14 protein-coding genes and 10 tRNA genes are annotated in these 12,442 nt (G+C 43.4%); 1 reads left to right on the plus strand and 23 read right to left on the minus strand.

The features are described from left to right. Positions 1–88: 88 nt before the first annotated feature. From TY16_RS24660 to TY16_RS24710, 11 genes are all read right to left on the minus strand, one after another. Positions 89–162: transfer RNA gene (locus tag TY16_RS24660), tRNA-Gly, on the minus strand. A gap of 18 nt (positions 163–180) precedes the next feature. After that, positions 181–257 (minus strand) — tRNA-Pro (locus TY16_RS24665). Between the two features lie 5 nt (positions 258–262). Further along, a tRNA-Arg gene (locus TY16_RS24670) sits at positions 263–339 on the minus strand. Positions 340–367: 28 nt separating this feature from the next. Beyond that, positions 368–454 (minus strand) — tRNA-Leu (locus TY16_RS24675). A gap of 68 nt (positions 455–522) precedes the next feature. After that, positions 523–607: transfer RNA gene (locus tag TY16_RS24680), tRNA-Leu, on the minus strand. 8 nt (positions 608–615) lie between these two features. Beyond that, positions 616–691, minus strand: a tRNA-Lys gene (locus TY16_RS24685). A 170-nt stretch (positions 692–861) separates the two neighbouring features. After that, a tRNA-Gln gene (locus tag TY16_RS24690) sits at positions 862–936 on the minus strand. 17 nt (positions 937–953) lie between these two features. Beyond that, positions 954–1,025: transfer RNA gene (locus tag TY16_RS24695), tRNA-Glu, on the minus strand. 21 nt (positions 1,026–1,046) lie between these two features. Continuing rightward, a tRNA-Ser gene (locus TY16_RS24700) sits at positions 1,047–1,134 on the minus strand. Positions 1,135–1,140: 6 nt separating this feature from the next. Continuing rightward, a tRNA-Asn gene (locus TY16_RS24705) sits at positions 1,141–1,215 on the minus strand. 118 nt (positions 1,216–1,333) lie between these two features. Next, positions 1,334–1,810, minus strand: a complete 477-nt coding sequence (locus TY16_RS24710; RefSeq protein WP_043934347.1) for a SprT family protein — start codon at positions 1,808–1,810, stop codon at positions 1,334–1,336. An 86-nt stretch (positions 1,811–1,896) separates the two neighbouring features. On the opposite strand from TY16_RS24710, the gene cmpA reads away from it, so the two are divergent. Further along, complete coding sequence (cmpA, locus tag TY16_RS26465; protein ID WP_139070042.1) at positions 1,897–2,010, plus strand: cortex morphogenetic protein CmpA; 114 nt, start codon at positions 1,897–1,899, stop codon at positions 2,008–2,010. A gap of 339 nt (positions 2,011–2,349) precedes the next feature. On the opposite strand, the gene TY16_RS24715 is transcribed toward cmpA, so the two are convergent. From TY16_RS24715 to alr, 12 genes are all read right to left on the minus strand, one after another. Then, a complete protein-coding gene (locus TY16_RS24715; protein ID WP_043934965.1) occupies positions 2,350–4,521 on the minus strand; it encodes a Tex family protein in 2,172 nt (723 codons plus the stop codon). Positions 4,522–4,685: 164 nt separating this feature from the next. Further along, the gene (locus TY16_RS24720; protein WP_043934348.1) at positions 4,686–5,285 is read right to left on the minus strand and encodes a PP2C family serine/threonine-protein phosphatase; all 600 of its coding nucleotides are present in this window, start codon (positions 5,283–5,285) and stop codon (positions 4,686–4,688) included. Further along, positions 5,282–6,076, minus strand: a complete 795-nt coding sequence (sigB, locus tag TY16_RS24725; protein WP_043934349.1) for an RNA polymerase sigma factor SigB — start codon at positions 6,074–6,076, stop codon at positions 5,282–5,284. Before sigB ends, TY16_RS24720 begins: the two co-directional genes overlap by 4 nt. After that, positions 6,054–6,527, minus strand: a complete 474-nt coding sequence (gene rsbW / locus TY16_RS24730) for an anti-sigma B factor RsbW (protein WP_043934350.1) — start codon at positions 6,525–6,527, stop codon at positions 6,054–6,056. The genes sigB and rsbW overlap by 23 nt, the downstream gene beginning before the upstream one ends. Continuing rightward, entirely contained in the window at positions 6,524–6,856 is a 333-nt protein-coding gene (locus tag TY16_RS24735) for an anti-sigma factor antagonist (protein WP_043934351.1), read from the minus strand. The genes rsbW and TY16_RS24735 overlap by 4 nt, the downstream gene beginning before the upstream one ends. Positions 6,857–6,915: 59 nt before the next feature. Then, positions 6,916–7,926 (minus strand): PP2C family protein-serine/threonine phosphatase, encoded by a 1,011-nt coding sequence (locus tag TY16_RS24740; RefSeq protein WP_043934352.1) that lies wholly within the window; start codon positions 7,924–7,926, stop codon positions 6,916–6,918. Positions 7,927–7,936: 10 nt separating this feature from the next. Then, positions 7,937–8,338: an anti-sigma regulatory factor gene (locus TY16_RS24745; protein ID WP_043934353.1), complete on the minus strand. Its 402-nt coding sequence runs from the start codon at positions 8,336–8,338 to the stop codon at positions 7,937–7,939. 4 nt (positions 8,339–8,342) lie between these two features. Beyond that, a complete protein-coding gene (locus TY16_RS24750; protein ID WP_027324001.1) occupies positions 8,343–8,699 on the minus strand; it encodes an STAS domain-containing protein in 357 nt (118 codons plus the stop codon). Between the two features lie 2 nt (positions 8,700–8,701). Then, positions 8,702–9,535 carry an RsbT co-antagonist protein RsbRA gene (locus TY16_RS24755; protein ID WP_043934354.1) on the minus strand — a complete coding sequence of 278 codons (834 nt, stop codon included), beginning with the start codon at positions 9,533–9,535 and terminating at the stop codon, positions 8,702–8,704. 816 nt (positions 9,536–10,351) lie between these two features. Continuing rightward, positions 10,352–10,702: a type II toxin-antitoxin system endoribonuclease NdoA gene (gene ndoA / locus TY16_RS24760; protein ID WP_043934355.1), complete on the minus strand. Its 351-nt coding sequence runs from the start codon at positions 10,700–10,702 to the stop codon at positions 10,352–10,354. A gap of 4 nt (positions 10,703–10,706) precedes the next feature. Beyond that, positions 10,707–10,988 carry a CopG family ribbon-helix-helix protein gene (locus TY16_RS24765; protein ID WP_043934356.1) on the minus strand — a complete coding sequence of 94 codons (282 nt, stop codon included), beginning with the start codon at positions 10,986–10,988 and terminating at the stop codon, positions 10,707–10,709. A gap of 241 nt (positions 10,989–11,229) precedes the next feature. Next, positions 11,230–12,390 carry an alanine racemase gene (alr, locus tag TY16_RS24770; protein ID WP_043934357.1) on the minus strand — a complete coding sequence of 387 codons (1,161 nt, stop codon included), beginning with the start codon at positions 12,388–12,390 and terminating at the stop codon, positions 11,230–11,232. Positions 12,391–12,442: the final 52 nt, after the last annotated feature.

The raw sequence follows: 12,442 nt of genomic DNA on the forward strand, positions 1-12,442 counted from the left end.
GCTCATAAAGTTACGTTGGCTGATGGCCGAAGCCATCAAAATATTATTGTTTGTTGACGCTTGTTTGTTTAGTTTTCAAAGAACAATTTGGAGCGGGTGATGGGAATCGAACCCACGACATCAGCTTGGAAGGCTGGAGTTTTACCATTAAACTACACCCGCATAATATAAGATTGTAAATGGTCGGGAAGACAGGATTCGAACCTGCGACCCCTTGGTCCCAAACCAAGTGCTCTACCAAGCTGAGCTACTTCCCGTAATATGGCGCGCCCGAAAGGAGTCGAACCCATAACCTTCTGATCCGTAGTCAGACGCTCTATCCAATTGAGCTACGGGCGCATTTTACAGCGTTGATAATGAAGCTTTTTGGTGCGGCCGAGAGGACTTGAACCTCCACGGTGTTGCCACCACTAGGCCCTCAACCTAGCGCGTCTGCCGATTCCGCCACGACCGCATGTTTCACAGCGACATTCATTATAATATCACGTATCCAATTGTTTTGCAACTGGTATTTTTAAACATTGGTGCGGGTGAAGGGAGTCGAACCCCCACGCCTTGCGGCGCCAGATCCTAAGTCTGGTGCGTCTGCCAATTCCGCCACACCCGCAAATATAATGGTGAGCCATGAAGGACTCGAACCTTCGACCCTCTGATTAAAAGTCAGATGCTCTACCAACTGAGCTAATGGCTCGTACTAAGAAATATCCGAAAACTCGGTTATGCTATAACCTGTGCTCCGTAGAACTTCCGTCCTACTCCGCAACTCGAAGCCTATTCACAGACGTCTTGCTCGTCTCTACCAACTGAGCTAATGGCTCAAACTAAAACACTAATCTACAACAGAATTAATGGTAAAAAGAATGGCTGGGCTAGCAGGATTCGAACCTACGAATGACGGAGTCAAAGTCCGTTGCCTTACCGCTTGGCTATAGCCCAATGAAAATAAAAACCAATGACCCCTACGGGATTCGAACCCGTGTTACCGCCGTGAAAGGGCGGTGTCTTAACCGCTTGACCAAGGGGCCATACATATAATTTTACAGGAGCGGAGAAGGAGGGATTTGAACCCTCGCGCCGGTTACCCGACCTACACCCTTAGCAGGGGCGCCTCTTCAGCCTCTTGAGTACTTCCCCAAAAAATGGCTCCGCAGGTAGGACTCGAACCTACGACCGATCGGTTAACAGCCGATTGCTCTACCACTGAGCTACTGCGGAATAAGTTTAAAAATATTAATTTTTCAAGTCAACATCTCCTGTCGACTCTTTACATTATAATGACGGTCCAGCCCAATGTCAAGAAGAACTCAGCATTAAATTTTTCCGGTATTTCCATTCACTGCTCAATGCGGATTTCTTTAATTTTAAGTAGCTTTCCGCGACATTTACCACATACATACCTTGAAGTATTTAATGCCCGCTTCCTTTGATAGGTTGCCCCACAAGAAGAACATTCATAAATAAGAACTTTTCTGTTGCTCCTCTTTTCCTGATTCTCAGGCAGCTGTCCGCAAAACCGGGGGGCATCTACCTGTTTTAACAATGCTTTAAATTCAGGATCCTTATGTTGATATCCCAACCCTCTTAAATGGAGATGATAATGGCAAAGTTCATGTTTTATTATGCCCACCATTTCATCAAAACCCAACTGCTCCAAATACTTTTTGTTAATTTCGATATTATGTGACTTAAGCAAATACCGGCCGCCAGTCGTTTTTAGCCTTGGATTAAATACAGCCTTATGCTTAAAGGGAATACCGAAATGTTGAAGAGACAACGTTTCAGTAAGGTTTTGAAGTTCATGATTTTCCATGCCTGCCTCTAGCCCCACTTTCGATGAACATGACAACCTATTATATCATACTATACAGAAATCCGTGAGCGACGGGAGGGAATCCAATGCCAACTTGGTTTCAGAACAGAATGAGGCGGGCATTTTATGAAAAAAACCGCTACCAAATCAAACTCCTGAATCAATGCTGGTTTTTTTATAGAAAAAACAACCCGGCTTAAAGGCATTATAGAAATGAACAAAAGCGCAAGCGCCTCGTTCATCACCATACAAATATGATAAAGGAATTACGAAGAGCTTAAGCGTTTGATGATGACTTATCGTAGGGCGAGGTTTGAATCTGCGCATGCGTAGGCGCTCCTCATTACGCTACTGCGCAATTCCGTGCGATGCTTTTTCGAGGAAGCTTTGTGTAACTAGACTTAGACACGCCCAATAATAAAAGTAAACACAGTCGAGAAATCTATAATTTCCACCTATAAAAGAAAGACGTGCCCATCAGGCACGCCCCGTTAAGTTAATGGCTTTTTGCCGTTGACTATTATTTTGCCTCGAGGCTATTATTCCGCCCCAAGCATCGTAAGAGAGACCCGGCCCTTTTGCTTATCGATAGAATCCACCCAAACCGTCACTACATCCCCAACTGAAACAACGTCGAGCGGATGTTTAACGAATTGTTTTTTCAGCTTGCTAATGTGAACGAGACCATCTTGTTTTACACCTATATCCACGAACGCACCAAAGTCCACTACATTCCGGACCGTCCCTTGCAGCTCCATACCAGGTTTTAGATCTTCTAATCTCAGGACATCCTTTTTCAGCAACGGCGCGTCCATTTCATCACGCGGGTCTCTCTCTGGGCGCACGAGCGCATCGATAATATCTTTTAATGTGATTTCCCCGATAGAAAGTTCCTGGGCAAGCTGGACAATATTTAACCCGCTTAAAGATGTCCGCAAGTGCTCGCTACCCAAATCCTCAGATGTAAATCCAAGGCTTCTTAGCAATTGTTTTACAACTTGATAATTCTCCGGATGAATTCCTGTTCGGTCCAATGGTTCTGTTCCGTCAATAATTCTTAGGAACCCAATGGCCTGTTCATAGGTCTTCGAACCGAGGCGCGGGATTTTCTTTAGTTCATTACGATTTGTGAATTTCCCTTCCTCTTCCCGCTTCTTGACAATGTTCCCCGCAGTTGTTTTGGTTAGCCCTGATACATACTGAAGGAGTGAAACCGAGGCGGTATTTACATTTACCCCTACTTGGTTTACTGCTGTTTCCACAACAAAATGGAGCGATTCAGAAAGCCTTTTTTGCGATACATCATGCTGGTACTGTCCAACCCCCACGGATTTAGGATCAATTTTAACCAGCTCGGCAAGCGGATCTTGAAGTCGCCTGCCGATTGAAACAGCACTTCTTTCCTCAACCTGCAAGTGCGGAAATTCCTCACGGGCCAGGTCGGAGGCGGAATATACACTCGCTCCCGCCTCATTTACAATTAAATAGAAGATGTCCCGTTTTAATTCCTTTAAGATATCAGCAACAAATTGCTCGGTTTCCCTCGATGCTGTTCCATTCCCAATTGCGACCATTTGAACAGAATATTCCTCAAGAATGGCAACAAACTTTTCATGGGCCTCCCGTCGTTTGGCTACAGGAGGATGCGGATAAATTACATCAATCTTCAGTACCTTTCCCGTCTCATCAATTACCGCAAGTTTGCATCCTGTCCTGTAGGCTGGGTCAACAGCAAGTACAACCCGTCCTCTTAGGGGCGGCTGAAGCAGAAGTTTCCTAAGGTTTTCAGCAAAAATATGGATGGCTTGTTCTTCACCCTTCTCCGTTAGCTCATTCCTAATTTCGCGTTCAATTGATGGTTGAATGAGCCTTTTGTATGCATCATCAATTGCTTCACGAACAACAGGAGCAGCAGGAGAATAGGTTTTAAGGATCCATTTTCTGGCCAAATAATTTAAGATGGTATCGGAGTTGACCTTAATAGAAATACGGAGTATATCATCTTTCTCTCCACGATTTAGAGCCAAGATTCGGTGTGGTACTATTTTCCCGGCTGGCTCCTCATACTCATAATACATTTCATAAACCTTTTTCTCATCCTTGTCCGCATCTTTCACAGAGGATGTAACAACTCCCGACTTAAAGGTTTCCTTGCGAATCCATTTTCTGCTTTCAGCATCATCAGATACCCGTTCAGCAATAATATCCTTAGCTCCGGCAATTGCTTCTTCTACTGAATTCACACCTTTTTCTTCTGAAACAAAGCCTTGCGCCTTTTCCTCAACTGATTCTTTAGAGAAAGTCAGGAGCCAGTCAGCAAAAGGTTCTAGCCCTCTTTCTTTTGCAACAGTTGCCTTGGTCCGGCGTTTTTGTTTATATGGTCTGTATAGGTCTTCCAGTTCCTGAAGCTTCACTGCTTTATTGATTTGTTCAGACAACTCATCCGTTAGCTTTCCTTGCTCGGAAATCGAACGAAGGATTTCTTCTTTTCTTTGTGCAAGGCTCTGTAAGTAATGCCATCTATCCAATATGTCCCGAATTTGAACTTCATCAAGGGAACCTGTTTGCTCTTTACGATAACGGGCAATAAACGGAACAGTATTTCCCTCATTGACCATGGACATTACATTATGTACTTGCTTATAGGCGATCCCTTGTTCTTTAGCTATGCGTTTTGCTAGTTCATCCTGCTTTGATAATATTTCGTTCACCAATGCATTCCTCCACTCATCTGGCTTACTTCCTTATTGTATCAAATTCTTAAGCTCCCTCCTATTCCATCAAAAGCCACACCGAAAAGCACATTAAGTTCAAACGGAATTAAGCTTTTTTAAAGAGCCACGATGCTATTACACAACTAAAAAAGGAAACCTGCTTAGTGCAGGCTTCCAATAATAAAGGTAGCGTCATCTGTTTTATTTGTATACTTGCGTTTAATTTCTTCGGCAATCATCGCAACAGGGAATAGACCTTTCAGCATGCCCTTTACCCCCTGGAACTCATAACCATCTGAGAAAATTAAGAATTTGGAATGGGGATCATAAGAAAAGCGCTGAGTATGATAAGTTTGCCGTTTTCCGGACAAATAGCCTGTCACTGGCAAGGGATATGTCAACTTCCCTTTCGAAGAATAAAGGAAGAATCGGATATTGCCGACACAGCTGTAGACAAACTCCCTCGCATGAAAGTATACCTTCAATACAGAGACAGCCGCTCCCCTTTTGTTTATAAGAGCATCATTGCAAAATTTCATTAAAGTTTCTACATCTTCATGATGATTTTGTTCAACTGCCACAACAACAGCATTTGACGCTTCATAGGCGTACTCCCCACTACCAAGCCCGTCTGCAAGCACACAAACGAAATAGTCATCTGTGGCCACAAAGTAATAGCTGTCTCCGCAGTACGCCTTTCCTTCCTTGGCTGTCTGGTATGCATAAACTTCAATGTTGTTTTTCACAAGATGATCGTTCATGAAAGACACTCCGAATTATTGGTCTCCGAATTAATGGCTTCCTGCAGTTTCTTAATAGCTCTTCTTTGCAGTCGGGAAACATGCATTTGAGAAATGCCAAGTTTATCGCCAGCATCTTTTTGGCTCATATTTTCAAGGTACGTATATTGAATGATTTTCTTTTCTCGATCATTCAGAACATGAAGAACTTTTTCAAGGACCAATCGCTGGTTTATCCTTTCATATCCCTCATCAACATTGCCTACAATGTCGAGCAGTGTAACTGTACCTCCGTCAGAATCAGCCTCAATGGAGTGATCTACCGACAACGCTTGATAGCTTTTGCCCATTTCCATCGCTTCCGGTACTTCTTCCTCTGACACTTCAAGCGCTTCAGCGATTTCAATTACCTTAGGCGAGCGGTGCAACTGAGTTGTCAATTCTTCAACCGTTGTTTTTATTTTTGGGCCAAGTTCCTTTATCCTTCTTGGGACATGGACACTCCATGTTTTATCCCGTAGGAACCGTTTGATTTCTCCAATTATTGTCGGGACAGCAAATGCTTCAAAGCTTTTTCCGAAAGTCTCATCATATCTCCTGATTGCACCAAGCAGGCCTATCATTCCCACCTGGAAGATATCTTCATGAAAGGATCGGCCTTTCGAGTATTTCCGGGCAATGGTTTCAACAAGATTTTTATAATGGATTACTAATTGGTCCTGCGCACTCTCATCCTGATATAACTGGTACGCTTTAATGAGCTCATTTACTTCCTGTTTGCTGGAAGAGTTAGGTTGAGATTGTTTCGACATCCGTCTCCACCTGCTCTCCTTCAAGGTATTTCGTCATGAAGACGGTAACACCTTCCTTGTGGTGAATCCTGACTTCATCCATTAAGGTTTCAATCAGGTAGAGACCCAAGCCTCCTTCACGCAAAAACTCTACGGAATCATTATCTTCATATCGTCCGAGGCCTTTTCGGGCGGATTCAAAGTCAAAGCTCTGGCCGCTATCAGCAACCATTACCTCAAGGCGGTCAGAATATAGGCCAAAGCCGACAATAACCTCTCCCTGCTCATGGTTTTTATAGGCGTGCTGGACAGCATTCGTACATGCCTCACTAGTAGCAATCTTCAAATCCTCCAAGTCGTCATATGAAAAACCCATCCGGCTGGCAATTCCCGAGAGTGTTAGGCGGATGACTCCAACATATTCGGGTTTGGCAGGAATCTTCATTTCAATATAGTCAAACGCCTGGTTCATTGCACTCCACCCTCTATCTGGCTGTTAATATCAATAATATCTGCCAGACCCGTAATTTCAAACAATCTATTTAACCGCTCGGATAAGCCCACAAGCTTAAATTCGCCGTCATGGCTTCTGACCGATTTGAATACACCAACAATTACACCTAATCCAGTACTATCCATATAGGATACTTCTGAGAGATCGATTACCATCTTTACCCCAGTTTTCTCAGATAGAGGAAAAACAGCTTCACGAAGTTTTGGTGCAGTGTATGCATCAATTTCACCACTTACATATATTTCAACAAAATCACTGGATTCGTTGACATCAAGTTTAATATTCATTTTGACCCACCCCTGTCTATTTATTATACCGCTTAAAACTATACCCTTTTAAAACAAGCTTAAACGTTTCTTTTCAGAATGATTAATGTAAAATCATCCCTGAGCTGGAAGTCCTGAAGCCTCTCCAGGTCCTTATATATATTATTTACGATTTCTTGGGCTTCCATATGGATATATTTTCTTATGTATCCAATCAATGCATCGCGTTCAAGAAACCCTTCCTCCGTCCGGCATTCGGTTACGCCATCTGACATGAGGATAATCATGTCTCCCGGTTTTACCTTCTGCTCGAACTGCTGGTACTTGGTTTTTTTATCAATCCCCAGCAATAGGCCTTTCGCTTCCATCTCCAAAAACTCGTCTGTTTCGGCAATATAGTAAAATCCAGGTTCATGGCCCGCGGATGAGAAATGAAACGTGTGTGATTCGGGGTCATACATACCATAAAACATTGTTATAAACATACTTGGATCGACATTCTGTTCAACAACCCGGTTCAGGCTTTCAAGCACCATATGAGGCGCATGGCGATTTTCCGGAAGGCTATCCATTGCGTATTTAATCATCGACATGCATAGCGCTGCAGGAATTCCTTTCCCTATAACATCCGCTATCGCTACGTTCACACAGCCATTATCATCCTGGACAAAGTGAAAGTAATCCCCATTCATATGCCTTGCTGGAACACTCAAAGCCCCTATATCCAAACCAGGAACATTCGGGATGGAAGTCCCAAGAAGTGTCTGCTGGACATTTGCAGCAATTTCCATTTCGGTTCGGTATTCCAATTGCTTACTCCTTAAACTTTGATGCTCGGAATACGCCAGGCCGTAGCCAACCATAACTTCAAGCAGGACATCAAAGGAATGGACAATACTTTCAGGAACATCAGGATAGAGATCAAGCAGCAGACTTTTATGAAGGCTGACGATTTCTTCCGGAGAAATATTTTTCTCAATTAATTCCCTTGTGAACTTCTGCCCCTGATACAGCGTTTGCTCTGACTGTTCCTTTAAATATTCCATTAAAATAGTCCGGTACTTTTCTTCCATTTTATCCTGCAAACCCATCACACTCCTCCTATCGGAGCCATTTGACTGCTCGAATATCCGTTCCTTTGCCAGGTGACGAGAGAATGTCGAATTCATCCATAAGTCGCTTTACACCGGGAAGGCCGGCTCCCAGGCCGCCTGATGTAGAAAACCCATCTTCCATTACCTGCCTGATATCACTAATTCCCGGGCCGCTATCAACAGCAATTACTTTTAGGCCTGATTTAGAACCCTCATATATTTTTTCTATACAGATTTGCCCCTGTCCAGCATACAAATAGATATTTCTTGCCAGCTCACTTATTGCAGTGGTGATTCTGGCCTGGTCCACTGTGCCGAACCCCAGCTCTTTGGCTACATTACGGCCGAGCTGACGGGCTGCCACAATGTCCCATTCGTTCAGGATTTTTACACAGGATTGGATGCCCATCTAGCTAATCCCCCAATTCCTGTTGTAATTTCTCCAAACCTTTTTCTAAGTCTAATGCCGTCAGGACATCTTCCAATCCAATACCCAGTTCAATCAGCGTAATTGCAACCGCAGGCTGAATCCCCGTAATAACGACCTTGGCTCCCATCAGTTTGGACATGCTAATCACATCGCCTAGAACTTTGGCAATGAAAGAGTCGATAAAATCAATCGAGGTAATATCAATGACAACCCCATTTGCGCTTGTTTCATGAATTTTATGGAGCAGGTCTTCCTGGAACTGGAGGGCTGTCTGGTCATCCAGCTCCCACTGAATGGAAACAAGCAGGCAGTCATGCAGCTTTAATATCGGTATCCTCATCCTCATTTTGTACCCTCCACCTTTATTATTTTTCTATTTGTAAGTTCAAGCGCTGCCTCAACGCCTTTTTTCAATGTATTCTTTGTCGTGAACTGATTAAGGTCAATTCCCAAATTTACAATCGTTTGAGCTATTTCTGGCCTGATTCCGCAAAGCATACACTTTGCCCCCACTAAACGGACGGCTTCAGCAGCCTGGATAATATGGTGAGCAACCATGGTATCAACCACCGGCACGCCAGTTATATCGATTAAGACAACTTCCGATCTGTGTTTCACCACTCCGGTCAACAGATTTTCCATTATTTGCTTTGCCCGCTCTGTATCAATTGTTCCAACAAGTGGCATTACCGTTATACCTTCAAATACCGGAATCAGTGGAGCGGACAATTCCTGGAGGGCAATCTTTTGAAGTGAAACAGTCCGTTCCCAGGTTCGGGAGTAGACATCTACCACTTCATTTTGAAGAGGGCTTACCCAACGATCGAAGGTATATACGACCTTCATTTGATTGTCTTCAGTAACAAAACCTTTTTGAACCATACCTTCAAAAACGATTTTGCTGAAAATCCTAATCCCCTCAATGACAAAATGGAGCGGCCAGCCTAACCTAACCACCTTTTCAGCAAAATCAATCAGCCTGTTCTGAAACTCTTCTTTAGAGCCCTGAAGGCTGGAAGCAATTAAATCTATGAACTCAGAACTTGTTAAGGCGAAAACATGCTCAGAAACGAGTTTCAAGACTCTTTCGTCTCCCTCGTTTTTCATCCTTTCGCTCCACTCATACACAAGTTCGTTCTTTTGTTCATTCACATAGTCCAATATTAGGTTCTCCACTATGGTCCTCCCCTATTTCAGGACAATTTATCTACCATGTGTCCTAAAAAAATCACAAAAAATGATTTGTCCGTTAATGTTCTACTATTAATTAAATGATAACAGTTTTAAACAGTCAATTCCAAACTAACGGATTGACAAAAGTACCATCTAAAATTAAGGCTCTTTTTGAGTTTACCCAAAAGCAAGACTATTACTTTTACCCAGATTATGATAAAAGCAAACCATTTTAAATAAAATAATTATGTATATTTCATTCTCCTGCCAACGATTAATCAAACGGTGTTGATTTCCACTCCACAAAGGAAAGCTCCCATGAATAATCATCGCAGAGACAGGCGGTTTTTGCCTGTCGCGAGCCTCTCCGCTTTCCACGGGCGGCCTGGGAGCCTGTCTTGCCGTGGCTCCTAGCTAGTTTTCTTCTTGACTAAGCATCCTGAGTATCTTGTAACAATCATGGCTTTGGAAAAGCGATGATTGTTACAGCTCGAGGTCGCGTCACGCCTTCAGCGCTTGTCGGAGCTGAGCAGTCGCCTTCACATCTCTTTCCCCTCGGCGAGAGATGAGTGGAGTCTCCCACTGACTTTTCTCGTTAGGACGTTGAATAATCGTCCCTGAAAAAACACGGCAGGAGAAAATGCGTCTTTGCATTTTCGAACGAGTCTCCGCACCGTCCGCTACAATCAACTCTGTTAAAAACAATAATATCCTTTAACACAGCCAAAAATAAAAAGACAAGCCGTCTCGGCTTGCCTGGATCAGAATCATTCGGATGAGGTGGTATGTAAAGTACGCTCCGATAAGAGCGTATTTTTGTTAAAATTCGATGAGACCCACGCTTATTTGCAAGGCTTCATCCACTTTTTCCATCATTTCGTCATCAAGATGGGTGATTTTGTCAGTCAATCGTTGTTTATCAATTGTCCGAATCTGCTCCAGCAGGATGACGGAATCCCGTTCAAAACCATAGCGTTTCGCATCGATTTCAACATGGGTCGGCAGCTTGGCTTTCTGGATTTGCGCCGTGATTGCTGCAATGATTACTGTGGGACTGAACCGGTTCCCAATGTCGTTTTGAATGACAAGGACCGGCCGGACGCCGCCTTGTTCAGAACCGACAACTGGGGATAGGTCTGCAAAATAAACGTCACCACGTTTTACAATCAAAGGATTATCCTCCGCTTACAAGACGTTCAACAGTGTGTTCCGCCTCATATTCAGCGAGGAATGCTTCTGATGCAATCGTCAAATTAATTTTGGCCATCTCCATGTAACCGCGCCTCATGGCTTCACGAATTTGTCTTTTTTTCCGTTCGCGTAGATAAGCCTTTGTTGCCTGGTAAATAAATTCACTGCGATTTACATTTTCAAGCTTGACGATTCCGTCCAACTCGGTTAAAAGATGTTGCGGTAATTTCACCAGGATTTCCGTTGTTGCGCCAGTCTCTGACACAAGCTACACCTCCACCATCACTATACAGACCATTTTTTGTTTCGGACTCACCACTCGGGCAAGCATCTCTTTTTATTCGGACAATTTCCGGCCATTATATATCGGACAAGAAGTTGCCATATTTTCTACCAGTTTTAATGATACCACGTTTCGCAAGGCTTGCAAAGCGTATTTAATAATCCAAAGCTAGTATCGGCTTAAAAACTGGGTTTTTATACACTTCATAGTGATTATACTTCCTCTATAAGCGAAGCAAATTGTTGCGAAGTCCCACAATTTCTCCATCTTTTTTATAAACCCTGGGCACTCTATTGGAAATAATACATGGAACTTCATAATTGATTGTCTCAAGTTTTTCAGCTATTTCATCAATACTAATAATCTCATTGCCTTGCTTCCCAATTAGCGTAACAGCCGTACCAGGAGGAACGTACTCTTTAAGCCGCACCATACATTGGTCCATGCAAATCCTTCCGACAATCGGAGCCCTATGCCCATTCACAAGGACTTCCTGACCTTGAAGCCTCCGGATCCAACCATCAGCATAGCCAATGGGTATTGTTCCAATCCATTCATCACCAGAAGCTTCATATGTCGCTCCATAGCTGACCTTTTCTCCCTTATGAATCTGCTTTACCTGGACAAGCCTGGAATGGAGTGAGAATGATTGATGAAGAGGAACAGGCAGGGCAGGCTTGATTTCCTGTGATGGCGTTAGACCATACATGGATATACCTAATCGAACTGCATTAAATCTGGCAGCTGGGTATCTCATCCCCGCAGCACTATTGCTAGCATGAACATAGCGAGGTTGGCGGCTAAGAATATCCAGCATCGCTTCAAATTTATGAAGCTGCTTCTTAAAATAGTCATCATCATTTTCGTCGGCGGTCGCAAAATGAGTGAATATCCCCTCGAACAAAAGCCTCGGATCATTTTCAATAAATACCTCTGCCTTTTTCAGGGATGCCTCGTCTTTAAATCCCAGCCGGCCCATTCCCGTATCCACTTTTATATGGATAGAAAGCGTATCGTCCCCAAGATGATCAGCTGCTTTTTCCAGCCATTCCATATCGAATGCCGTCACAGTAAGATTTTGGCTGGCAGCTATAGATACATCTTCCGGGCGGGTTGCTCCTAGTATAAGAATTGGTGATGTTATTCCTTTTTTACGGAGGGCAAGTGCTTCGTCCATAAAAGCCACTGCCAAATAACTTGCACCTATTTTAAGGGCCGTCTCGGCAACCTGAACATCACCGTGTCCGTAGGCATTGGCTTTGACAACAGCAATCAGTTCAACATCTGTAGGAAATAGTTCTTTTATAGCTGAAACATTTTGAGAAATATCATCCAAATCTATTTCAGCCCACGTATCTCTATAAAAAAAACCTTGTTCTTCCATTATTTCACTTCCTGGCGTGTATCTAGTTCATTTTTCAATTCATTTATTTTAT

Source organism: Bacillus sp. EB01 (genome assembly GCF_000613125.1).
GTDB lineage: Bacteria > Bacillota > Bacilli > Bacillales > Cytobacillaceae > Bacillus_D.

Bases quoted from the DNA above. Each gene is read 5' to 3' on its own strand.
- TY16_RS24710 (WP_043934347.1), bottom strand. From the start codon at position 1,810: ATGGAAAATCATGAACTTCAAAACCTTACTGAAACGTTGTCTCTTCAA.
- cmpA (WP_139070042.1), top strand. From the start codon at position 1,897: ATGCCAACTTGGTTTCAGAACAGAATGAGGCGGGCATTTTATGAAAAA.
- TY16_RS24720 (WP_043934348.1), bottom strand. From the start codon at position 5,285: ATGAACGATCATCTTGTGAAAAACAACATTGAAGTTTATGCATACCAG.
- sigB (WP_043934349.1), bottom strand. From the start codon at position 6,076: ATGTCGAAACAATCTCAACCTAACTCTTCCAGCAAACAGGAAGTAAAT.
- rsbW (WP_043934350.1), bottom strand. From the start codon at position 6,527: ATGAACCAGGCGTTTGACTATATTGAAATGAAGATTCCTGCCAAACCC.
- TY16_RS24735 (WP_043934351.1), bottom strand. From the start codon at position 6,856: ATGAATATTAAACTTGATGTCAACGAATCCAGTGATTTTGTTGAAATA.
- TY16_RS24740 (WP_043934352.1), bottom strand. From the start codon at position 7,926: ATGGGTTTGCAGGATAAAATGGAAGAAAAGTACCGGACTATTTTAATG.
- TY16_RS24745 (WP_043934353.1), bottom strand. From the start codon at position 8,338: ATGGGCATCCAATCCTGTGTAAAAATCCTGAACGAATGGGACATTGTG.
- TY16_RS24750 (WP_027324001.1), bottom strand. From the start codon at position 8,699: ATGAGGATACCGATATTAAAGCTGCATGACTGCCTGCTTGTTTCCATT.
- alr (WP_043934357.1), bottom strand. From the start codon at position 12,390: ATGGAAGAACAAGGTTTTTTTTATAGAGATACGTGGGCTGAAATAGAT.